The 22,645-nt window shown below is 61.9% G+C and carries 17 protein-coding genes; 4 read left to right on the top strand and 13 right to left on the bottom strand.

All coding sequences use genetic code 11. The features are described 5' to 3' along the window. Positions 1–2: 2 nt before the first annotated feature. The 3 genes from AC1ECN_RS18340 to AC1ECN_RS18330 all read right to left on the bottom strand — a co-directional run bounded on the left by AC1ECN_RS18340 (position 3) and on the right by AC1ECN_RS18330 (position 3,535). Entirely contained in the window at positions 3–1,454 is a 1,452-nt protein-coding gene (locus tag AC1ECN_RS18340) for an efflux transporter outer membrane subunit (RefSeq protein WP_075225127.1), read from the bottom strand. Positions 1,455–1,556: 102 nt separating this feature from the next. Then, entirely contained in the window at positions 1,557–2,846 is a 1,290-nt protein-coding gene (locus tag AC1ECN_RS18335) for a HAMP domain-containing sensor histidine kinase (RefSeq protein WP_075225126.1), read from the bottom strand. Positions 2,847–2,848: 2 nt separating this feature from the next. Then, complete coding sequence (locus AC1ECN_RS18330) at positions 2,849–3,535, bottom strand: response regulator (RefSeq protein WP_018071821.1); 687 nt, start codon at positions 3,533–3,535, stop codon at positions 2,849–2,851. A 208-nt stretch (positions 3,536–3,743) separates the two neighbouring features. Between AC1ECN_RS18330 and AC1ECN_RS18325 the strand changes: the two genes are divergently transcribed. From AC1ECN_RS18325 to AC1ECN_RS18310, 4 genes are all read left to right on the top strand, one after another. Then, positions 3,744–4,844 (top strand): efflux RND transporter periplasmic adaptor subunit, encoded by a 1,101-nt coding sequence (locus tag AC1ECN_RS18325; RefSeq protein ID WP_477953737.1) that lies wholly within the window; start codon positions 3,744–3,746, stop codon positions 4,842–4,844. Next, entirely contained in the window at positions 4,844–7,990 is a 3,147-nt protein-coding gene (locus AC1ECN_RS18320) for an efflux RND transporter permease subunit (RefSeq protein WP_477953735.1), read from the top strand. The genes AC1ECN_RS18325 and AC1ECN_RS18320 overlap by 1 nt, the downstream gene beginning before the upstream one ends. Positions 7,991–8,310: 320 nt before the next feature. Then, on the top strand, positions 8,311–9,447 hold the full coding sequence (locus AC1ECN_RS18315) for a patatin-like phospholipase family protein (RefSeq protein ID WP_027688883.1): 1,137 nt from the start codon (positions 8,311–8,313) through the stop codon (positions 9,445–9,447). A gap of 104 nt (positions 9,448–9,551) precedes the next feature. Further along, positions 9,552–10,058, top strand: a complete 507-nt coding sequence (locus tag AC1ECN_RS18310; protein WP_027688884.1) for an efflux RND transporter permease subunit — start codon at positions 9,552–9,554, stop codon at positions 10,056–10,058. Between the two features lie 93 nt (positions 10,059–10,151). Here AC1ECN_RS18310 and AC1ECN_RS18305 read toward each other — a convergent pair whose 3' ends face one another. The 10 genes from AC1ECN_RS18305 to AC1ECN_RS18260 all read right to left on the bottom strand — a co-directional run bounded on the left by AC1ECN_RS18305 (position 10,152) and on the right by AC1ECN_RS18260 (position 22,464). After that, a complete protein-coding gene (locus AC1ECN_RS18305; protein WP_075225123.1) occupies positions 10,152–11,573 on the bottom strand; it encodes an enolase-like domain-containing protein in 1,422 nt (473 codons plus the stop codon). Beyond that, positions 11,570–12,586, bottom strand: a complete 1,017-nt coding sequence (locus AC1ECN_RS18300; RefSeq protein ID WP_130657585.1) for a hydroxyacid dehydrogenase — start codon at positions 12,584–12,586, stop codon at positions 11,570–11,572. Before AC1ECN_RS18300 ends, AC1ECN_RS18305 begins: the two co-directional genes overlap by 4 nt. 4 nt (positions 12,587–12,590) lie before the next feature. After that, positions 12,591–13,409 carry a sugar phosphate isomerase/epimerase family protein gene (locus AC1ECN_RS18295; protein ID WP_130683540.1) on the bottom strand — a complete coding sequence of 273 codons (819 nt, stop codon included), beginning with the start codon at positions 13,407–13,409 and terminating at the stop codon, positions 12,591–12,593. Positions 13,410–13,438: 29 nt separating this feature from the next. Next, complete coding sequence (locus tag AC1ECN_RS18290) at positions 13,439–15,304, bottom strand: GH39 family glycosyl hydrolase (protein WP_477953731.1); 1,866 nt, start codon at positions 15,302–15,304, stop codon at positions 13,439–13,441. Positions 15,305–15,373: 69 nt separating this feature from the next. Next, positions 15,374–16,207, bottom strand: coding sequence for a 5-deoxy-glucuronate isomerase (locus AC1ECN_RS18285; RefSeq protein ID WP_130764380.1), 834 nt, complete (start codon positions 16,205–16,207; stop codon positions 15,374–15,376). Further along, positions 16,207–17,265 (bottom strand): ABC transporter ATP-binding protein, encoded by a 1,059-nt coding sequence (locus AC1ECN_RS18280; RefSeq protein WP_024322554.1) that lies wholly within the window; start codon positions 17,263–17,265, stop codon positions 16,207–16,209. Before AC1ECN_RS18280 ends, AC1ECN_RS18285 begins: the two co-directional genes overlap by 1 nt. Beyond that, positions 17,265–18,314 (bottom strand): ABC transporter ATP-binding protein, encoded by a 1,050-nt coding sequence (locus AC1ECN_RS18275; protein WP_477953729.1) that lies wholly within the window; start codon positions 18,312–18,314, stop codon positions 17,265–17,267. The genes AC1ECN_RS18280 and AC1ECN_RS18275 overlap by 1 nt, the downstream gene beginning before the upstream one ends. Continuing rightward, positions 18,304–19,437 (bottom strand): ABC transporter permease, encoded by a 1,134-nt coding sequence (locus tag AC1ECN_RS18270; RefSeq protein WP_024322556.1) that lies wholly within the window; start codon positions 19,435–19,437, stop codon positions 18,304–18,306. Before AC1ECN_RS18270 ends, AC1ECN_RS18275 begins: the two co-directional genes overlap by 11 nt. A gap of 12 nt (positions 19,438–19,449) precedes the next feature. Then, the gene (locus AC1ECN_RS18265) at positions 19,450–20,436 is read right to left on the bottom strand and encodes an ABC transporter permease (protein ID WP_011654306.1); all 987 of its coding nucleotides are present in this window, start codon (positions 20,434–20,436) and stop codon (positions 19,450–19,452) included. 102 nt (positions 20,437–20,538) lie between these two features. Beyond that, positions 20,539–22,464 (bottom strand): ABC transporter substrate-binding protein, encoded by a 1,926-nt coding sequence (locus AC1ECN_RS18260; RefSeq protein ID WP_477953726.1) that lies wholly within the window; start codon positions 22,462–22,464, stop codon positions 20,539–20,541. Between the last annotated feature and the right edge of the window lie 181 nt (positions 22,465–22,645).

Below are 22,645 nucleotides of genomic sequence, written 5' to 3'. Positions count from 1 at the left end.
AATTAGTCTGACTTCGTCATTCGCTCGGGAGCATTCTGCCCTTCTTCCAGGTAGCCGGCGCCAATGGCGACGTAGAGATCCACATAGTCCTTGGCAACCTCCTGCACGGTGGCTGCAAGGCTTGCCTGGGCATCGGAGACCGAACGTTGAGCGTCCAGGACGTCAAGCAGCGACGAGGCGCCGTCTTTATAGCTCGTCGTTGAAAGCGCGAGCGATTCCTCAGCCGTCTGCACCTGCCTGCGCAGCGGCGCCAGTGTCTGCGTGTCGTGGCGAACCGCCGACAGCGCGTTTTCCACTTCTTCGACCCCGTTCAGCACCGCCTCTTTCCAGGCGAGATACTGGGTCTTGGCATCGGATTTTTCGATATCGACATTCGCACGCAATTTGCCGCCATCGAAGATCGGCAGGTTGAGCGTCGGTCCGAACGACCAGCTGGTCAGAGTTCCGCCACTGGCGCCCGATGATTTGACCCAGCTCGGCGAGATCGAACCGGAGAGCGAGATCGATGGATAAAGCTGGGCCTCGGCAGCACCGATATCGGCGACGGCCGCTGCCAGGTCGCGTTCTGCCTTGCGGATATCGGGACGGTTGCGGATGAGGTCGGCCGGAATGCCGGCGCGAATGTCGCCGCGGAAAACCGGCTGACCGGCGCTTTTCTGCAGTTCGCCCATCAGCGAGGCCGCCGGCATCCCGAGCAGAGTGGCAATGTGATGGGCCGATTCGGTGAAGCTCTGTTGGAGGCCAGGAATGTCGGACTTTGTCGACTGTACCAGACCCTCGGCCTGAACGACATCGAGGCGGGAGGCCGCACCTGCCTTGAGCTGCAGCTGCGTGAGTTCGTAAGTCTGTTGGCGCGAATTCAAGCTCGCCTGTGAAAGCGCGATGCGCTCCTGGTAATAGCGGGCGTCGATATAGCTCTCGACCAGGTCTTTCAGGAAGGTGAGCTTTGCATTGTCGGCCGTTGCATAGGCGGCCCCCAACGAGGCAATCGCACTCTCCTTCGAGCGACGGTATTGGCCGAAGAAGTCGAGCAGCCAGGAAAGGCTGGCCTCGCCACCTGTCGTGTTCGTGGTGCCGATGGTCGTACGCTGCGAACCCTTCTCACCGGACACGGTGTGCGATGCGCTGACATCGAGGCTCGGCAGGCCACCGGCACCGGCAACCGTGACATCGGCGGAAGCCGAATTGATGCGCTCGAGCGCCTGCAGGACATCGAGGTTCTCGCTCAGACCATGAGCCACCAGGCCGTCGAGCTGCTTGTCCCGATAGGCCGTCCACCACTGCGCCGCCACGACATCGCCGTTGCTCTTGCTCCCGCCCTCTTGGAATTTGGCAGGAAGCGGCATCTGTGGGGGAACGTGATCCGGGCCGCTGACGCAGCCCGCCAGGAGAAGCGTAAATGCCGATGCGGCGTAGCGGAGGGATGATATTCTTGTGCAGAGCGACGGAGTCACTGGCGAGCTTTCTGAACCGGGATCGTAGGTTCAGGCTTAGCGGCGCCAACGTTAATGGCGGTAAAGACACTGTAAAGTTAGGTAAAATCGCGGGGAGCCGGATCAGGCTTGGTGGTCAACCGAACCATAGGGCGTCGGTTTTCTGGGAAGCTCCATGGTGATTGCCAAACCTCCGGCATCCGGCAACGACGCATGCACACGCCCGCCATGGCGCTCGATGGCCTGCCTGGTGATTGCAAGACCCAGGCCATATCCGCCTCTCGGTACAGCCTCGTTTCCGCGTGAGAACGGCTGGAAGATCCGTTCGAGTTCGTCCCGCCTGACACCCGGCCCCTGATCGGTGACACAGATTTTGAGCCGCTCGTCCGTCGTCTCGCAAGATACTGATATGCGCGAATGCTCGGCCGTGTACTTGACGGCGTTGCGGACGACGTTTTCGAGCGCCCTGTAGATCAGTTCGCCTTCGACTTCTGCGCGGAAGACGCCCTCGACACTGGTTGTGATTGAGACCTCCCGCGCCTGGGCTTCGAATGCCGCATCGCCGAGAATTTCGTTCAGGAGCTCGATGACATCAAGAATGTGCGTTTTCAGCGGCCGGCTGGATCCCGCAGTCAACCTGGCAAGCGTCAGAACTTCGCCGACCAGTGCATCGAGCCGTTCGACCTCCCGATCCATGCGGTCCAGCATGGCGCCGAGTTTCGCCGGGCTCTGCCGCAGGACGCCGACAGCGGCTTGCAGGCGGGACAAAGGCGAACGCAGTTCGTGGGAGACATCATGGAACAACCGCTGCTGCGCATCCTGAAGCTCCTGAAGCCGAGCGGCGCTGGAATCGAAGTCATGAGCAAGCGCGGTAACCTCGTCCTTTCGGCCGGCCATCTTGTCACCGATGCGGAAGTCGAAGCGGCCATGGGCGAGCGCGCTCAAGCCATCACGCAGATGCACGACGGGACGAATGAGGTACCGGGCGAGTGCACCTGCCGATATCGTGCTCGAAATCAGGATCGCGAGCCACGGTATGAAGGGACCAATGTTGTCGAAGGTGAACGTCGCCTGGACCGGCAGGGAAATCTGATAGCAAACCCCGTCCTTCTGCACGGATCTTGTATCGACGGTCTTTGGAACCGCACAGGCATCGGCTTTCGCAGTTTTGGAGATCGTCAGACCAGACGGTAGCGTCTCTTCGCTTGTGCGCACGAAATGCGTGGCGGCATCTTCGCCATCTCTGGCGAGCACGTTTGCGGTGAGATTCAGGGCGATCGCTCGCCGCTCTTCCTCCAGTTCGCGCGCAAAAGGAACCCCCTGGAGAAAATTGACGAGCAGGAAGATCACGCCGACTGTCGCCGCCATCGTCAGCCAGATCGTCGTGAAGAATTTCCAGAAAAGTCGGGGCATGGTCAGTCCACGAGAAGTTGATAGCCCTGGCCGCGAACGGACTGGATCCAGGATTGTCCGTCCTCTCTCAGTCCGAGCTTCTGACGAACGCTGCTGATATGAACGTCGATACGGCGATCGAACGGGGTCAGCGGCTTGCCGAAGGCCCGCTTCGAAATGTCCTGCTTCGACACGAGCTGGCCGGCGCTGCGGGCGAGGACCTCGATCAGGCTGAATTCCGTGCCGGTCAGTTCCAAGCTTTCGCCGCGCCATTCGGCGATCCTGCTGCTCGGATGTATCACGAGTTTTCCCGCCCTTATCGTGTCGGTCGTTGCGCCGGCCGCCGGCTGGCCTGCCCGGCGGAGGATAGCGCGCAGTCTCGCCGCAAGTTCGCCCGGCGAGCATGGCTTCGGCACATAGTCGTCGGCGCCCAGATTGAGACCCGATATCCTGTCGACGTCATCGCCCCTTGCGGTCAGCATTAGCACCGGGACCTGGCTGAGCTTCCTGATCCTCTGCAGAACCTCGATCCCGTTCATCCGAGGCATCATGATGTCGAGCACGATAATATCGACCGTATTGCCGGCCGCCGCCGCAATGGCGGCGCGACCGTCCGTATCGGTGACGACCTCATATCCTTCTTCGACCAGATATTCCTGCAGAAGCGTCGTCAGCTCGGCATCGTCGTCGATGAGGAGAACCTTGTTCATTCACTTCGTCCGTCATTGTTCCGGGTAAGCCATACAGCACAAACACAGCCGCGCGACCGGGTTTTACCTAACTTAACACTAACTTGACCGCACTTAACGTTCACCCCGTTACTTATCCTGCCATGACATCACCGCGAGCCAGGATCGGGTTGCCTCCACATGAGCCGCAATCCTTCATCGAGTTGGCACAGCTCGGGAAAAGGCACCAATGCCTTCGACCACAAGGAATGCATCGTTGAGAAAACCGCCGAGAATATTCGCTGCCGCTCTTGTTGCGGCAGCGCTCCTGCTTCCCCTGCGCAATGCCATGGCAGATCAATCCGCCGCACCCGCCCTGACCGTCTCGCTGGTGACGCCGGCGCAACGAGACTGGCCGGAAACCGTTCCCGCAAGCGGCTGGCTGAAGCCCTGGCAGGAAGCGATCATCGCTTCCGAGACGAGCGGCCTGCGCGTAACCGAAATCCTGGCCGACGTCGGCTCCGTGGTCAAGAAGGGGCAGACCCTCGTCCGGCTGTCGCAGGACAGCGTCCAGGCCGACCTTCGCAAGCAGGAGGCGGCCGTCGTGACCGCTCAGGCAAACCTGACAAAGGCGAAGGCCAATGCGGACCGGGCTCGGCAGCTCCGCTCTTCGGGCGCCCTTTCGGATGAGAAGATTGTCGAATATTTCGCCGACGAACAGACGGCGACGGCAAGTCTTGCGTCTGAAGAGGCGGCGCTCGACAGCCAGAAGATCAAGCTCGACCAGACGACCGTCACGGCCGTCGACGACGGCCTGATAACCTCGCGATCGGCCGAACTCGGCGCGGTCGTCTCGTCGGGCACCGAATTGTTTCGCCTGGTCCGCCAGCAGCGGGTCGAATGGCAGGCCGAAGTTTCGGCCCGCTACCTCTCACGCATCTCGGAAGGATTGCGCGTCGACATCGACGGGCCGGACGGGCGTCCCATTCAGGGCAAGGTAAGGCTCGTCGGACCTTCGATCGACACCAATACAAGCCGGGCGATCGTCTATGTCGCGCTTCCCCAGGACGTTCAGCCGCGCACCGGTCTTTATGTCACCGGCGCCATCGAACTGACGACCACGCCGGCGCTGACGGTTCCGGAGACAGCGATCGTTTTCCGTGACGGGATAAACTATGTCTTCACGGCCGGCGAGGACAAGCGGGTAAGACGGGTGCGGGTCGAGACCGGCCGCCGCGCCGACGGCGAAGTCGAGATCGTCTCCGGCATAGATTTCTCGGCGAGAGCGGTGACGTCGGGCGGAGCATTTCTGTCGGACAACGATCTCGTGAAGATTGCGGGAGAAGGTTGATGAACTTTTCCGCATTTTCGATCCGCAATCCGGTACCGGCGATCCTGCTCTTTGCGATGCTTGCCGTCGGCGGTTTGCTGGCCTTCAAGCATCTGTCGGTCCAGAACTTCCCCGATATGGACCTCCCGACCATCAAAATTACCGCGACGCTCGATGGCGCCGCACCGGCGCAGCTCGAGACGGAGGTCGCCCGCACGATCGAGGACAATCTTGCCTCGCTGAGCTATCTCGACCATGTCACCACGACGATAACCGACGGCACGGTGTCAATCAGCGTCTCCTTCAAATTGGAGAAAGACAGCGAAACGGCCCTGAACGAGGTCCGCAACGCCGTGGACAGCGCAACGGCCGATCTGCCGGCGCAGATGCAAACGCCAAGCGTCACCAAAGTCACCGTACAGAGTTCGGCGCTGGTCACCTATGCCATCCGGTCTGCCGTCCTCAATGAAACCGAGCTCTCCTGGTTCATCGACAACGATCTGACCAAGGCGCTCCTGTCGGTACCGGGCGTCGGACAGGTCAATCGCATCGGCGGTGTCGACCGCGAGGTTCACGTCGACCTCGATCCGACGACGATGGCCGCGTTCGGCGTGACGGCGACCACTGTGTCGGCGCAATTGAAGTCGGTTCAGGCCGATACGTCAGGTGGCCTTGGGGAGATTGGCGGCACCCGTCAGACATTGCGCACGCTCGGTGCGGTGGCGTCGGTCGATGCTCTGAAAGAGCTCAGAATTCCCCTGGCCAACGGGCAGCAGGTTCGCCTCGACGATGTCGCATCCGTCACGGACAGCTTCGCGGAACGGTCCTCGATGGCCTATCTCGACGGCAAACCGGTGGTCGCGGTCGAGATCAAGCGCTCGAACGGATTTTCGGACAGCAGTGTCGCGGCCGACGTCGACGAGGCGATGAAACAGTTCGCAGCCAAGCATCCCAACGTGCAGATCGAGGAGGCCTACAGCACGCTCGGGCCGATCATCGATAACTACGATGGTTCGATGCACATGCTGTACGAAGGCGCGATCCTGGCGATCATCGTCGTCTGGCTCTTCCTTCGGGACTGGCGTGCGACGATCCTGTCGGCCGTGGCGCTGCCGCTGTCGGTCATACCGACCTTCCTCGTCATGTATCTGGCCGGCTTCAGCCTGAATGTCGTCACCTTGCTGGCACTGTCGCTCGTGGTCGGCATCCTTGTCGATGATGCCATCGTCGAGGTCGAGAACATCGCTCGCCACCTGCAGATGGGCAAGCGGCCGATCGACGCCGCTCTGGAGGCCGCCAACGAGATCGGACTCGCCGTCATCGCGACCACCTTCACGCTGGTCGCGGTCTTCCTGCCAACGGCCTTCATGAGCGGTATACCGGGACTTATATTCCGCCAGTTCGGTATCACTGCCGCGGTGGCGGTCCTCGTCTCGCTCGTCGTCGCACGGCTGCTGACGCCGATGATGGCCGCCTATTTCATGAAGGCCCATCCGAGCGAGGAAAAGGACGGCCGCATCATGCGCGCCTATCTTGCAATCGTGAAAGCCGCCATGAACCGCAGGAAAACCACGGTGGCCGTGACTGCCATCGTCGTCGCACTTTCGCTTGCCACCATCCCACTCCTGAAATCCGGCTTMCTGCCCGCTTCCGACGATGCGCGAGCCCAGATTACGCTCACCATGCAGCCGGGTGCTACTATCGAGCAGACGGACGCCACGACCACGAAGGCGGCCGATATCATCGGCAAGCTCCAGGACGTGACACATGTCTTTTCCTCGGTCGGTTCCGCATCCTCGGGCGGTGGCCCCGACTCCAGCACCACGAGCAGTGTCGGATTCGCCACGATCGTCGCTGTGCTGTCGCCCATCGGCGAGCGTGACCGCAAGCAGTCGGAAATCGAAAACGACATCCGGCAGGCGCTCTCGGTCCTGCCCGGTGTGCGGATCGCGGTCGGCGGCGGCGGCAACGGTACGAAGCTGGAGATCACCCTTGCCAGTGACGATGCCGATGCGCTTGACAGTGCAGGCACGGCGCTCGAAGAGCAGCTGCGCACGCTGCAGGGCATCGGCGCAGTGACATCGACCGCAGCCAGGCAGGCGCCGGAAATCCAGATCACGCCCGACTTCGCCCGCGCAGCAGCGCTCGGAGTGACCTCGAGCGCCATTGCCGAAGCCGTGCGGGTGGCGACGGATGGGGAATACTCCGCCGATCTGCCAAAGCTCAACCTGCCGCAGCGTCAGGTTCCGATCGTCGTTCGCTTCAGCCCCGAGACACGCACGAAGCTCGACGACATCAAGAACATGCGAGTGGCAGGAACGAACGGCAATGTCGATCTCGGATCGATCGCCGATATCCGGATCGGCGGCAGCCCGTCGGAGATCGACCGCATCGACCGGATGCGCAATGTTACGCTTTCCGTCGAGCTCAACGGCCGCATCCTGGGCGACGTCAACCGCGAGGCGCAGGCGCTGCCGGCGCTTCAGCATCTGCCGTCGGGCGTCACTCTCGTCGAACAGGGCGAACTTCAGCGCAGCTCAGAGCTGTTCCAAAGCTTTGGCCTTGCAATGGCGATCGGGGTGTTTTGCATCTACGCGATCCTCGTCCTGCTCTTTCACGACTTCCTGCAGCCGTTCACGCTTCTGATGGCTCTGCCACTCTCGCTCGGCGGCGCGCTGGTGCCGCTGGTGGTGACCGGAACCAGCTTCTCGATGTCGGCCGTCATCGGGCTGCTCATGCTCATGGGCGTGGTGACGAAGAACTCCATCCTTCTCATCGAATACGCGATCATGTCGCGCCGTCAGGGCATGCCCCGGTTCGATGCCCTCGTGGATGCCTGCCACAAGCGCGCACGACCGATCATCATGACCACGATCGCCATGGCATGCGGCATGCTTCCGGTTGCACTCAGCCTGACGGGCGGCGATTCCAGCTTCCGGCAGCCGATGGCAATTGTGGTGATCGGCGGCGTGATGATGTCAACGTTGCTCAGCCTCGTCGTCATCCCTGTCATCTTCACCTTCGTCGACGACCTCAACGAAGCGCTCAAGCGCCTCGTTCACCGGACCGGGCCTGACACCACCGACGCGGAACCGCAGGCATCCAACGATCGAGCAGCGATCGCCTTCAAGCCCGAGCTTTCGAAGCGAGGGCAAGGTCAGAGATGACCTCCTCTCGGCGAGCTATCGGCCAGATGGTCGCGCGCCCGATGCGGGCGACGCCCGAAGACCTTCATGGCAACCTCTTCGGTCGAATTCCTTCCCCCGGAACGAGACCGCGGGACGTGTACCCCCGCAGGCGGCCTCGCGCCGCCTGCGCGTCCTGCCACCACTACAGCGTCGAGCGTCTTTCAGACGCACAAAGGACGCTGTAACCCTTTGAATTTCTGCATAATTCCTAAAGAGAATTTCGATTTCAGGAATTATGCGCCAGGGAGGCGGTCGGATAATGGACCGTTGAAACGGCTTTGGCTTTGAAAACAGGCCCGATGCGAGTACTGATCGCCTTGCTCTCTTTCGCTTTTGTCTTACCTGGGTGCACCGAGACCATGGACAGAGCGCTCGATGCGAAGGAGGCGGAAACGGCTTCGATTGCCGGTTATGGCGAGATTCGGACATATCTGGATGCTCGGCTCGACGAAGCGCCGAAAGATATCGATTGGGAGCCGGCGACCAAGCGGGATCGCGTCGACGTGCTGATGATTTCAGGTGGCGGCGCCGGCGGCGCCTTCAGCGTCGGCGTCCTTTCCGCGTGGAGCGCAACGAAAACCCGTCCTCGGTTCGATATCGTGACTGGTGTAAGCACGGGGGCCCTGATCGCGCCTTTTGCATTTCTCGGATCGGCCTATGACGACACTCTGGTGCACCTCTACACGAGCGGCGTCGCCGAAGAGCTTGCAAGCAGCAAGCGAGCCAGCGGATTGATTGGTCCGAGCTTGCTCAAAGCCGATCCTTTGCGGCGAATGATCGAGCAATTCATCACGCCGGCAATCCTGCGGCAGGTTGCAGCCGAGCATTGCAAGGGCCGCCGCCTCCTCGTCCTGACGACCAACCTCGACACGCAGAGAGCCGTTGTTTGGAACATGGGCGCCATCGCAGCCAGTGGTCGGCCGGATGCGCTGAGGCTGTTTCAGGACATCATGGTAGCCTCGGCAAGCATACCGGGCGTTTATCCGGCGGTGATGATAAAGGCCGAATCCGGAGGACACCGCTTCGAGGAAATGCATTCGGATGGAGGTTCGGCCTCTCAGGTGCTGATGCTCCCGCAGGCGCTCCTGACGAGCTCCCATCGCCTCGGCCCGGCAAAGCGGACGGCCGTTAATTTTTACGTAATCGTCAACAATGCACTCATGCCCGAATTTGCCAAGACGCCCGACACAACGCTATCCGTGATCGCAAGAGCGTTCTCTATTTTCGTCAAATCCCAGACGCAGAGCGCGCTGACGGCGCTCTATAACTATTCAAAATTGACGGGTGCGCATTTCCACCTCGCATCGATCGACGTGCAAGTTCCCTATTCCATGCTCGATCCGTTCAACACTCAGTACATGTGCGCCGTCTACAATCTCGGATATGCAGAGCTCATGGCTGGAACCCTGTGGAGAGATAGCCCGGTTTTTCGCTGATCGACCGCAAGTCGCCGACGAATTGACGAGCGTCGGGCGTCACTCTCGTCGAACAGGGCAAACTTCAGCGCAGTTCGGAGCTGTTTCAGAGCTTCGGCCTCGCCATGGCGATCGGCGTGTTCTGCATCTATGCGATCCTCGTCCTGCTCTTTCACGACTTCCTGCAGCCGTTCACGCTTCTGATGGCTCTGCCGCTCTCGCTCGCGGAACGAGACCGCGGGACGTGTTCCCTCGCAGGCAGCCTCGCGCCGCCTGCGCGTCCTACATCTTCTCTGCCAACAGCGTACCTCGCCCGCATCGCAGAAAGAACCTTTACCAAACTTTACACTTCCTTAACCGCGCTTAACGTCCACGCGGCTATTAGAGTTCGATCTCAGTTCAATCCGGAGTGTCGTGTGTCCAAGGCACATCGCAATATTCTGCGTTGCCGCTTCGCGGAGCGGAAAATCATATTTGCCGAGATTTGGCGGTGGTTGCTGAAGCTTGATTCAAAGAATTATATCTCAATTGCTGTTTTCTTAAGTCCCGGGATCCAATCAGGCCGCGCAGAAAACGTTCGAATAGAGCGTCATGCTCTACTGGACGACATTTCAATTGGAGGAACGGGGTGATCGATGCTCCGGGTGATCAGGGCGCGTTTGCCGGACAGATCGAACAGTTAAACAGGGCAGCACGCCCTATCTCATGCTGAACATTGCCGGGCGTCATGACAATGGGGGCATCGCTTCGAAATCGGGCAAGGCGCCGCTTGCGTAGCCGACCGCCCCCAGCGAAGCGATGGCTATCCGTCCGTCGCGGATCGACAGGAGCGGTCCGTCACCACCCTGCTCGTAGAGATCAGGATGGGCCGCGGCGAAGCGCGCCTTCTCGGCCTGCGGCGCACCCTGCATGCCTGCCACATAGTGATGGCCATTGCGCTCGACATGAGAGAGGCCGAGCAAGGAGACCAGCGCCAGATCCTGCTGCACGGCAAGCCCCGCCTGGCAGGTCAGATCCTCGCCCGAGAGGAACAGTCCCGGCGCGGTTCCGGTTCTGATGCGGATCGCCTTCATGAGCGAGCGGTAAATGCCCTTGCAGGTTTTCGAGGAGACGCCGGTATAACCGAGCCGCCTGGCGGCGGCGAAGGCGCCGTCGCCGTCGTCGCTCTCATCGATCAGGAAGGGCAATTGCGCCGCCAGGTCCCCCAGCGGCGTTTCCATGGTGATCGCGCGCGAGAACGGCTGCTCGACAAAGGCAATGGCCGCGCGCAACCGCGCCAGCCGGGGGGTCGCCTCGATTTGCGCCAGCAAGGCGGCAAGCTGTTCGGCGGCGCCAAACTGTTCGTTGCCATCGACCGTCACCCGATAGTCGGGCAGGAGGTCCAGCACGGCGGCGATCCGCGTCAGGCGGTCGATATCGGCATCGATCGCGCCCGAAAGCTTGATCTTGAACCAGCGGTTGCCATAGCGGGCAATCACCGCCTCGAGGCTTTCCGGCAGGCCGTCACCGACGGGATGGACGATATCGCCCTCGCTGATCGGATCGACAAGCCCGATCGTATGCCGGGCCGAGATCGCGCCGGCAGGGCGAAGGCTGGCGAGCATCGCCGAGGCGGCGTCCGCGTCGATGTCGCCGGGCAGCATGGGACCGCCGATGCCGACGAGATTGCCCCGCACCGCATCGAAGAAGGAAATGCCTGCCAGGCGGCAATAAGCATCGAGCGCGGCGCGGGCGATGAGCGACGGACCGAAACCGGCCGCCAATGGATTTCCAGGCAGGCGCCGAACAGTCTCCATCTCGTTCAGACGGGCGGTGGCAAACAATGTCGCCGGCGCAGACGGTTCGAGCGAAGCAGCCGCAGCGGTGCGGATCGAGGTGCGCAACTGATCGACATTCTGCGCCGGCGTCAGCACCGGGTTCTTGTCGAACCATTTCGGCACCATCATCTCGGCGGCCGCGCCAAGGGCGGTTCGTCCCTCTTCATCCTCGACGCGGACCCTGAGGAAGGCTTGCGGCGCCTTTTCGAGGGTTGCCGCACCAAAGCGGAACGGCAGGCGCAGCCTGATATCGCGCTCGAAGGCGTCGATCTCGATCACTCTGATGCGCGGCGCCGTCACGGAACCTCCAATGTTACTGTCCACGATCATGCCATCCGGTCGAGCATGGCGCGCGACACTTCGTGATGGAGCGGTTCCCGGCGAAGCAGCCGGCCGATCTCGTCCACCATGGCTTGGCCTTGGGCGAAATGCGCCTCTTCAGTGTGACCGGCGGCATGCGGCGAAATGGTGACATTGGCCATTGCGGGGTCGCGGAAGGGGCTATCTGGAGGCAGCGGCTCGTCGTCAAAGACATCCAAGGCCGCCTCGAAACGGCCGGAGCGGATTTCGGCGAGCAGTGCCGTTTCGTCGACCAGTTGTGAGCGCGCCGTGTTGATGAACAGCGTGCCGGGACGCAATAGCGCCAGTTCGCGGGCGCCGATCATACGGCGCGTTTCCGGCAAGACAGGCGCATGCATCGAGATCACGTCGCTTTGAGCCAGCATATCGTCCAGCCCGGCACTGACAACGCCGAGTGCCGTGGCCTCGCTATCACTCAGAAACGGATCGACGACCAGCACGCGGCAACCGAATGGAACGAGCAGCCGCATGACCGCCCGCCCGACATATCCGGCGCCGACGATGCCGACCGTTCTGGCGCCAAGTAATCTCTGCGGCACGGCGGCGCGGACGTCGAGCCATTCGCCGCCGTCGCGCAACTGATGATGCAGCCGATGAATGCCGCGCATCGCCAGAAGCGCCTCGGCGACGACGAACTCGGCAACCGAGGCGGCAATTTTCGAGGCGGCATGGGTAACGCGAATGCCATCGTCGAACAGACGCGCCGGGACTAGTGTGCGGACGCTGCCTGCCGAATGGGCGACAAGGGCGAGTTGCGGATGGCGCTGACGCGCGGCGGGATCGAATGGGGGCGTGCCCCATCCGGTGAGACATGCCGTGGCGCCCTGCAGCAGCTGGTCGACATCGGCTGCGTCGATCGTGGCGGCGGTCGGCCAACGCACCTCGCCAAGGACGTTCAACTGGGCAATCGCCGCATCGTCCAGCATCATCCGGCGGGTCTTTTCGGTCAGCAGTACGGCGATAACGGGAGCCTGTTCAATCATGGTTCTACTCTTTCGCTGCGGCGACCAGGCGCCTGAGATGGGCAAGATCGGCGCGGACCTTGTCGAGCGCCTGCTCTCGGGAGACGCGGTATTGGGAATGCATCGAGAGCACGCCGGCAAATCCGGTTGCCACCAGATGCGAAACGATTTCGTTCCAGGGCACCATGCCTTCATCGAGCCCATACCAGTCCGAATGCCAGGCGCGTTGGCCGTGGGATCCGTAAGCGCCGGGAAACCAGCCGCTGTTCTTGACGCCCATGCAGCAGAACCACGGATCGAGAATATCGAGGGTCAGACGCCAGTCTTCGCTTCCCTCGCGAATGATCTGGTTGGCCGGATCGGGATAGGCGCCAATCCGGATCGGATCGCGCCCGGCCAGCATTTGCACGGCCAGCGCGCCCGAACTGTGCAGGGTGCCGCCGTGAAGCTGGAGGGTGAGCGTGATGCCGAAGCGTTCGGCCAGGCGCTCGAAGCCGTCGAGATCGTGCCGCGCCTCATCGACCTGGGCCTGCCAGCGCCGCGACGGGTCGTAGCGCCAGAAGCCAAGCCGGACCTGCCCGATGCCAGCCTCGCCGCAACAACTAAGAAGCCGGGATGCGGCATCGTCGGGCCGGGTGGAATCGATGGTCGCTATCGGTGTGCGCAGGCCGGCCGCGGCAAAGAGCTTTACGGCATTGGCAATCTCCTCCGGCCTGTCTGGGGAAACGGCATGGCCATCGCGAATAAGGAGATCGGCACAGTCGAATCCCAAACCGGCCGTGATCCCGGCCGCCTTCTCGAGCGGCAGGCCCTCCAGGGTCTTGGTGAAATAGGCAATATCCATGGATCAGATCCAAAAGAGGAAAGCGTCGTTCATGAGCGGCAGACACAAAGTTCGCTGCGGCGACCGAATGCATCGCGGGCGCACACCCCATAACGCACGCCCTGTGGCGGCGACATGTGCAGGAATGCCGTCGAGATCAGCGGCGCTGAACTGACCTTTTCAAAAGCCGCGCCATCGGTGCTGACCAGGACATCGTAGAAGATGGCCGGGCTGGCATCGCCGGCAGCCCAGAAGAGCATGCGCTCTTCCCGGCCGCCAAGACCAAGGTAGCGTTCGACGACAAGGCGGCTCGGTGCCGCCGGGGGCGCGCCGATATCGGGAACGACAAGCACCTGCGTCAGCGACGGCAATGGCACATCCAGATCGACGCTGATCCGGCCTTCGTCGCAGTCGACGACGCTGATCGGATGCAGCAAAGCGGGCTCCTGCGCCCGGCGCAGGTCGGCAAACTGCGCCTCGGTCGGTGCGGGCGGCGCGCCGACCGGCTCGAAGAGCCCACGCGGATTGCTTTCGTCGCGCTGGGCCTCCCAGACCTCCATCGGATTGGTGAATTCCTCGTCGATGCGCAGCAGGCAAAGCGCGTGGCGGCCGGGAACCAGGCCGCTCACCTCGAGGCGGACGGCGGTCCGGCCCGAACGGTTGATGGCATCGACGCTATGGATGAGGCTGATGGAAACACCGCCGCCCGGCAGCCGCGTCGGCAGGATCGCCAGGCCATCCTGGTCGGGCGCAAGCGGCGGTTCGGCCGTCACCTTGCAAACGGTATCGCCAAGCGTTGCCAGCAGTTCCATCGATGTGAGGCCGGGCTTCTTGATGATGTCGAAGGGCGGCKCCCTGTCGACGTCCGTGACCAGCATATCCAGATTGGTCTTGTGCTCCCATTGCGCCTTGGTGAAATTGCGCGAACCGAAATAGGCAAAGATCGTGCGCTGGCTCCAGCCGCCGATAAAGGCGTGGTCATTGCTCAGAAAGGTGAAATTCGCCGCTTTCGGGGCGATGATGCGCCGGTCGTGTTGTTCGATGATGCGGGCGATGATGCCGGCGTAATAGGCTTTGCCGTGCCAGCTATGGTGATCGCTCCAGCCGAGCTGCGGATCGCATTCATCGTTGATGATGGGCAGGCCCGCCAGACGCGGGTGATGCTCCTTGAGATAGTCGACGACGAGAAGCGTGCGGTCGACGATACCGTTGGTTTTCGGGGTCAGGTCTTCCTTGCTGCCGTTGACGCCCTTTTCGTGGATCGAGATGTAATCGAGGCGCGGCGGGCCGTCACCGCTGAGGCAACTCGTGCCGCTGTCACAATGGGCCATGAGGGCGCGAAAGATCGGCGACAGCGTGCGGGCGGTGCCAGGCCCGCCCATCGGCAGGCTGGGATCGATGGCATCGAGCCCGGCGACGCAGGCGTCATAGTAGTTGGTGTAACCCTTGATCCCGTAGGTCCACCAGCCGGAATCGGCCTCGTTCGTCGTTTCGAAATACCATGTGCGCAGTTCGTCCATGCCGTAACGCGCGCCATAGCGGTCGACCGTCGCCGTCACCAGATCCCGCCAGCGCCTGACCTGATCCATGTCTTCATAGTCGGTGAACAGGCCGGATGGGTTGCCCATCAGCTCGAAGAACGGCTTCAGCCGGTGTTCGATCATCACGTCGAGCGCGCGATCGAGCAGCGACCAGTCGTAGCCGGCCTCGCCCTTCGCGCTCAGCAGATTGTAGAGATAATGCACACGCAGGAACTTGATGCCCTCATTCGGCAGGCCACCGATATAGGCAAGCATCTGCCGCATCTCGGGCTCGAGCAGCAGCTCGGCCGGCGAAAAGCCGGTGCCGCGCCAGAACCGATTGAACGGGCGTACCGCTTCACCGGCATCAACGTTTATTCGCGTACGTTCACGCATGGGTCGTCTCTCCTTGGGCGGAAGTTTGGCAGTGCGCCGCAATGCCGGCGCACGAGACCAGGAGCCGGATTATTTGAACTTGTCGCGCATCGCATCGATGCCGGGGATGGTATTGGTCAGATGCTGATGGGCGGGATCGAAGCGCTGGATCAGCCCCCGGCGATGCTTGCCGACGAGAATGGTAAAGATATAGCCCCGGTGCCCCGGCGAGGTGACCGTCGGGTGGTAACCTCGATCGACCAGGACAGTGTCGCCGTTGCGGGTCATGAGGATCTTGACCGGACCGTCTTCGTCATAGGTGATCTGGCTGCCGAAACCGGTCTCGGGCTGGAAGCGGTAGTGATAGAGTTCTTCGTGCCGGGTCTCGACATCGCCGTCTTCGGTATCGTGCTTGTGGGGGGGATAGCCGGACCAGCAGCCTTCGCCGGCATAGAGTTCGCTCACCAGCAGGTTGCCGCAGCGTCCGTTCTGCCGTTGGCCGAGCAGATGGACGATCCGCCGCTGGCTATGCGTGTCCGACGAACCGACATTGACCGCATCGACCTCATCCGGCGTCACCCGAAACGGGGCGTAGCGCGTGTCGCAGAGGCCACCGGCGATGGCGACTTCCGCCGCCGCGCCACGAGCCGATATCCGGACATTGGCGCCGACGGGCGCGTAAACCGAGTCCGCATCGCCTCCCCAGATATCGGCTCGTCGGCCCACCGCTTCGAACATGATGCCATCCACTTCGATATCCACCTGACCCGACAGCACGACGTAGAGGCTTTCGTGCGCGGGTAGCCGCCGGATGTCCTGCTCGTTGGAGGCGAGCGTGACGAGATCGAAGTAGATGAGATCGAGCGTCGTGGAGGAGGTATCCACAATCGGACGCTGCTCGGAGCGTGGAATGAATTCGGGCATCAATTGAACTCCGGAACGTTACGGTCGGCAAAGGGAATAAGCGTCAGGGATTCGGCGTAATGACAGGCCACTGCGTGCCCATCGGCGGTGACGGTGCGCAACGCCGGCACCTCCTGCTTGCAAAGCTCGGTGGCGTAGCGGCAGCGCGGATGAAATGCGCAGCCGGGAGGCGGATGGGCGGGATCGGCAACCTCACCCGCCAGCCGGATGCGCTGGCCGTGGCGGCGCATCCGCGGATCGGCGATCGGCACGGCCGAGAGCAGCGCTTCGGTGTAGGGGTGGAGCGGACGCGAGAAGATCTGCTCCGTCGGCGCCTTTTCGACGACCCGGCCGACATACATGACGGCGATATTGTCCGAGATGTGCCGGACGACCGAGAGGTCGTGAGCAACGAAGAGATAGGTCAGACCGAACTGTTCCTGCAGGTCCTGCAGCAGGTTGATGGTTTGTGCCTGCACGCTGACATCGAGCGCCGAAACGGCCTCATCGGCGATCACCAGCCGCGGATTGGACGCCAGCGCCCGGGCGATGCCGATGCGCTGGCGCTCGCCGCCGGAAAACGCATGGGGATAGCGGTGCATGTATTCAGGCCGCAGGCCGACGCTCTGCATGAGGTCGGCGACCCGGTGCTCGAGTTCCCGGCCCTTGGCGATGCCGTTGACACCAAGCACCTCGCCGATGATGTCGATGACCGGAAGGCGCGGATTGAGCGAAGATTGCGGATCCTGAAACACGATGCGCAGGTCGCGATGGATTTCGTCGAGCGCAGAACCCGACAACGCCGCGAGATCGACCGTGCCGCCGCTGCGGCTGCGATAGCGGATTTCGCCGCTGGTCGGCTGATAGATGCGCAAGACCGTGCGGGCAAGCGTGGACTTGCCGCAACCGGACTCCCCGACAATACCGAGTGTTTCGCCATCCTCGACACGAAGCGAAACGCCGTCGACTGCCTTGACGTGTCCGACCACACGCCGGAACGCGCCCTTGCGAATGGGGAAATGCATCCTGAGATCGTTCAGTTCGAGCAGCGGGCTTGGTTGCGTCATGGGATCGACCATCATTGTCTTCCTTCGTAAAGCAGACAGCTGGCGACATGCCCGTCGCCGATGGCGACGGGCTGCGGATCATTTTGGTCACACAGGCCCGCCCTTGCCTCTTTGCATCGGGGATGAAAGCTGCAGCCCTGGGGCCGGTTGAAGCGCGAGGGCACCATGCCATCGATGATCGCAAGCCGTTCGGTGGGTTGCCCATGCATGCGCGGCACCGATTGCAGCAGAGCCTTGGTGTAGGGATGAACAGGTGCGTGGAAGATCATGTCGACATTGCCTGCCTCCACGACCCGGCCGACATACATGACGACGACCTCGTCGGCGATTTCGGCCACCACACCGAGATCATGGGTCACGAACAGCACCGAGAGCCCGAATTCGGCCTGCAGCGAGGCCAGGAGATCGAGGATATTGGCCTGGGTGGTCACATCGAGCGCCGTCGTCGGTTCGTCGGCGATCAGCAGCTTGGGGCGGCAGGCGAGCGCCAAGGCGATGCAGACGCGCTGGCGCATGCCGCCGGAAAACTGGAAGGCATAGTTTTCCATGCGCTCGGCCGGCCGCGGGATGCCGACCAGAGCCAATGTCTCGATGGCATGTTCGCGCGCCTCCTTCTTTCCCATCTTCAGATGCAGGCGGATCACTTCGACCATCTGGTTGCCGATCGTATGGACGGGGGAAAGGGCCGCCATCGGCTCCTGGCTGATCAGTCCGATCTGGGCACCGCGGATTGCCCGCATGTCGTGGCCGCGCGGATCGAGCGCCGCCAGGTCGACGAAGGGTGCTGACGGATCCGGCCGGTAGCGGATTGCTCCCGAGACGATCCGCCCTCCCCGCGGAACCTGGTTGAGGATCGAGCGGCCGGTGATGCTCTTGCCCGAACCGGATTCGCCGACGACGCAGACCGTCTTGCCGCGCGGGATGGAAAAGGAGACGCCGTCGACCGCCTTGATGGTGCCCGCACCACCGAAGAAATGGGTCCTGAGGTCGTCGACCTCGATCAGCGGGTCGCGATCCCCGTGCCGGCCGTCGGCTGCGGCAAAATTGGGATCAGTATTCATAGGGATCTGCAGCATCGCGTAGTCCATCACCGAGGAAATTGAGGGCGAGCACGGTGACGATCACCGCGAGACCGGGAAGAAACAGCCAGGGTGCGCTCGAGACGGCGAGAATGTTCTGCGCCTCCTGGAGCAGCACGCCCCAGCTCACCACCGGCGGGCGCAGGCCGATGCCGAGGAAGGAGAGCGCGGTTTCTGCGAGAATCATCGTCGGGATGGCGAGCGTCACCGAGGCGATGATATGGCTCATGAAGGATGGAACCATGTGCCGCCAGATGATGCGCATCTGCGAGCAGCCGTCGAGACGGGCGGCGATGACGAAGTCTTCCGTCTTGAGCGACAGAAAGCGGCCGCGCACCACCCGCGCCAGGTCGGTCCAACCGATCAGCGACAGGATGATCGTGATCCAGAGATAGACCAGAATCGGATCGGCGCTGATCGGAACGGCAGCCGCAAGGCCCATCCACAACGGGATGGTCGGGATAGAGTTGATGAGTTCGATGGAGCGCTGGATCACATCGTCTACCCAGCCACCGTAGAGCCCCGAGATGCCGCCCAGGATGATGCCGAGGATGAGGCTGATTGCGACCCCGATCAGTCCGACGGACATAGAAACGCGCGTGCCGTGGACCGTCCGGCTGAAGACGTCGCGACCGAGGCGATCGGCGCCGAACAGGTAGAATGGTTTGCCCATCTCGATCGGGCCGATCAGGTGCCGGTCGAAATTAAACAGCCCCCAGAGCCGGTAGGGTTCGCCCTTGACGAAGAAGCCGAGGGGGATGACGACGGCCGGATCGGGCACGTAATTGCGGCTGAGCGCGATCGGGTCAACCTTCATCGAATAACCGTTGACGTAGAGCGGATGAAACTGCCCGGCCGCGTCGTAGCCGGCGAACTTGATCTGCTGCGGCGGCGCATAGGTGTAGCGGGAATCGTAGGTCTGCGATGAGACCGGGGCGAGAACCTCGGCAAACAGGGCAACCAGGTAGATCAAAAAGATGACGACGCCCGCCGCCACCGCCAGGCGATGGCGACGGAAGCGCCGCCAGATGAGCTTCCACTGCCCGGCGACCGCGTCGGAATTCTGGATCAGTTCAGGTGATAGCGCGATGGCTTGATCGGTCATTGATATGGTCCTTCAGCCGTTGCGAATGCGTGGATCGAGCCAGGCGAGCAGCAGATCCGAAATCAGTGTGCCGATCAGCGTCAGCATGCTCATCAGCAGGATGAACGTGCCGGCCAGATACATGTCCTGAGCAAAGAGGGCGTTGAGCAGCAGTGGCCCGGTGATCGGCAGGCTGAGAACGATGGAGACCACCACCGAGCCGGAGACGAGGTGCGGCAGCACCCAGCCGACGGTCGAGACGAACGGGTTGAGTGCTACCCGCACCGGATATTTCAACAACAGCCGGATTTCGCTCAAGCCCCGGGCGCGGGCCATGTCGACATAGGGCTTGTTGAGCTCGTCGAGCAGGTTGGCGCGCATGATCCGGATCAGCGCTGCAGTGGCGCCGGTGCCGAGAACGACGACCGGGATCCACATATGCGAAATGAGATCACCGAGCTTGGCCCAGCTCCAGACCGCATTGATATAGGCGGGTGAAAACAGCCCGCCGGTACTTTGGCCGAAATACTGTGCCGAAACATACATCAGCACCAGCGCCAGCAGGAAGTTCGGGATGGCAAGGCCGAGAAAACCGAAGAAGGTGGCGACGTAATCCCCCACCGAATATTGCCGCACGGCCGAATAGATGCCGATCGGAAAGGCCACCGCCCAGACGAAGAGCAGCGTAGTGACCGAGACCACCATCGTCAGGCCCATGCGGGCCCAGATCAGCTCGCTGACCGGCTTGTTCCAATCGAGGGACTGGCCGAAATCGCCGCGCAGCAGGATACCGCTGATCCATTTCCAGTATTGGACCGCCCAGGGCTGATCGAGGCCATAGCGTTCACGCAGGCCGGCGATGACGCCGGGATCGATCGTTTCGTTCTGCGAGGCAAGACGCGCGGTCATCGCGGTCAGGAAGTCGCCGGGCGGCAACTGGATGATGATGAAGGTCACGACGGAGATCGCGAACATCATCGGGATCATGTAAAGCAGACGTCTGATGATGAAGCCGGCCATGGTCAAGCTCCTTCAAACGGCGATCGCCGATCGGATGATTGGGACTGGGCTGGTGTTGATGGGGTGGCGCCCGTCGACGCCATCCCTGTCGGTCGCGTGCCGTTACTGCTGGTAGTAGAAGGTCTCCGGTTTGGCCGGTCCCGGTGTCATGTAGAACGATGTGCTCGGAATGACCTTCGGGACATTGCGCATATTGGTCTTGACGATGCCGACGCGGTCCGGCTCCAGGTTGGTGCCGATGACGTAGAATTCGTCACGGGTGATCGCCAGCAGCTCCTTCATCGCCGCCAACTGCTTTTCGAGCGTCGGCGCTTCCTGCACCTGCCGGTAGAGATCCATCTGCTTCTTGGCCGCGGGGCTCGGTTCTTCAGCGTTCGGATCCTTGGGGTTCTGGTAATAGAGGCCCCAGGCCGTCGCGAAGCTCGATTCATATTCGTGCGGGAAATACCATTTGGGATCGAGCAGGCCGAGGAAGTCGTAGCCACCGCCGCCAACCCATCCAAGGCCGTCATTCTCATTGTTCTGCAGGCGGGAGAAGATCAGCGAACGTTCGGCCGGGCGGGGCTGCATGTCGATGCCGACGGCCCGCCAGTAGCGCTGGATCRTCTCGAGGGCGTCCACCTGGATCGGGCTTCCGGTCAAGGCGTCGATCGCAAAGGTGATCCGCTTGCCGTCCTGACCGAGGCGGTAGCCTTCGGCGTCATGTTTGGTAAGGCCGGCCTTGTCGAGATACTGATTGGCGAGATCGACATTATATTCCAGATACTGCGTCGCCATCTTCTCGTCGTAGAGCGCGGTGCCTTCACGCGGCGCTGCCTGATAAGGCTTGGCCTGTCCGGCATAGATCAGCTGGTTGAGCTCTTCGCGGTTGATGGCGTAGCTGAGGCCGATGCGGAAATCCTTGTTGGAAAAGACAGCGCGCAAGGCCGGATTCTTGTGGGTCTGGTTGAGGGTGATCAGCAGGGCGTTCGACCACGCCGGCCGGGCGATGAACAGGCCGTAGCCGCCTTTCTCCTGGTTCTGCACGATCACCGTACGGGCGTCCGTCGTCTCGATGAAGCGGTTCTGCATGTCGATTTCGCCGCTGATCGCCTTCAGGATGATTGCCTGGGTGTCCTGCATCACATCGATGGTGATACGATCGAAGTAAGGCAGCTGGTTTCCTGCGGTATCCACTTTGGCATAGTATGGATTGCGCTCGGCGACGACCTGGGTGGTGCCGTTATAGGGCGCGGTCAACACCCAGGCATCGAGCGTTGGACGGCCGAGATCGCGCCAACGGCCGGGAAAGCCGATCTTGTTGTTGAAGAGCTGCACCCAGTCGGTTGCACCGGCTGCCTTCACCAGGGCGTCGACGCCGTCGGGATTGAAATCCTTGTGGAATTGCTTGAGGTAGTGCGCCGGTGCGGCCGCCAGAATATCGGAGCCGCGAACGGTCGCCATATTCATCAGGAACAGGCCGTTTGGCGCGGCAAACTTGAAGACGACCTTGTCGTCGGCGAGCTTTTCGACCTTGACGGTCTCTCCGCCTGCGGTCAGCCAGTCGGGTGCTGCAGGCGTGATCTTGGTGTTGCGCAGCACGTTCTCGTTCCACCACACCAGATCGTCCGCGGTAAAGGGCTCGCCGTCCGACCAGCGTGTGCCTTCCCGCAAGGTGAACGTATATTCGGTGGCATTGTCATTAACCTCGACGCTCTTGGCGATATCGGGGATCACCTCGGTCCATTCCGGATTCCAGCGAACCAGTCTCGTATATCCGATCGAACGCTCGATCTCGCTGTCGCCACCACCAAAGGTGGCCGTGCGCCAGGTACCGCCATAGGTACCGACCGATTCAAGTGGTGTGAGCACCAGCGGCTCCTTGGGCAAGCGCTTTTCGACCGGCGGCAGCTTGCCGGCATCGACCAGCGCCTTTAATTCCGGCGACTCCTCAAAGCCGAATGCGGCACCGGCCCAGCCGGCACCCATGAGGATCGCCGCGGCAACGGTCGAGACAACCTGCCGTCTTAAGATTCTGACGTGTTGCATTCCTTCCTCCCAATATTCCGCTCTAGGTTATCGTTAACGTATTCTCCTTTTTCTCTAACGTTATCGTTACCGTTAAATCCTGTCAAAGAGATTCTCAACGCCTTACACTGGCCCGATCATCCTTGGCTTTCCTGGAAATTATGTTAGTTATCGTTATCGTGACTACCTGCACCTTCTAAAG

Source organism: Rhizobium sp. 01N447_2 (assembly GCF_056399245.1).
The sequence above is the reverse complement of the archived record's forward strand: the minus strand, read 5'-3'. Positions and strand labels throughout refer to the sequence as shown.

Excerpts from the sequence above, each read along its gene's own strand:
- AC1ECN_RS18270 (WP_024322556.1), bottom strand. The coding sequence starts at position 19,437 with ATGACCGATCAAGCCATCGCGCTATCACCTGAACTGATCCAGAATTCC.
- AC1ECN_RS18285 (WP_130764380.1), bottom strand. The coding sequence starts at position 16,207 with ATGCCCGAATTCATTCCACGCTCCGAGCAGCGTCCGATTGTGGATACC.
- AC1ECN_RS18300 (WP_130657585.1), bottom strand. The coding sequence starts at position 12,586 with ATGATTGAACAGGCTCCCGTTATCGCCGTACTGCTGACCGAAAAGACC.
- AC1ECN_RS18335 (WP_075225126.1), bottom strand. The coding sequence starts at position 2,846 with ATGCCCCGACTTTTCTGGAAATTCTTCACGACGATCTGGCTGACGATG.
- AC1ECN_RS18325 (WP_477953737.1), top strand. The coding sequence starts at position 3,744 with ATGCCTTCGACCACAAGGAATGCATCGTTGAGAAAACCGCCGAGAATA.
- AC1ECN_RS18295 (WP_130683540.1), bottom strand. The coding sequence starts at position 13,409 with ATGGATATTGCCTATTTCACCAAGACCCTGGAGGGCCTGCCGCTCGAG.
- AC1ECN_RS18275 (WP_477953729.1), bottom strand. The coding sequence starts at position 18,314 with ATGAATACTGATCCCAATTTTGCCGCAGCCGACGGCCGGCACGGGGAT.
- AC1ECN_RS18305 (WP_075225123.1), bottom strand. The coding sequence starts at position 11,573 with ATGATCGTGGACAGTAACATTGGAGGTTCCGTGACGGCGCCGCGCATC.
- AC1ECN_RS18310 (WP_027688884.1), top strand. The coding sequence starts at position 9,552 with ATGGCGATCGGCGTGTTCTGCATCTATGCGATCCTCGTCCTGCTCTTT.
- AC1ECN_RS18280 (WP_024322554.1), bottom strand. The coding sequence starts at position 17,265 with ATGGTCGATCCCATGACGCAACCAAGCCCGCTGCTCGAACTGAACGAT.
- AC1ECN_RS18265 (WP_011654306.1), bottom strand. The coding sequence starts at position 20,436 with ATGGCCGGCTTCATCATCAGACGTCTGCTTTACATGATCCCGATGATG.
- AC1ECN_RS18315 (WP_027688883.1), top strand. The coding sequence starts at position 8,311 with ATGCGAGTACTGATCGCCTTGCTCTCTTTCGCTTTTGTCTTACCTGGG.
- AC1ECN_RS18330 (WP_018071821.1), bottom strand. The coding sequence starts at position 3,535 with ATGAACAAGGTTCTCCTCATCGACGACGATGCCGAGCTGACGACGCTT.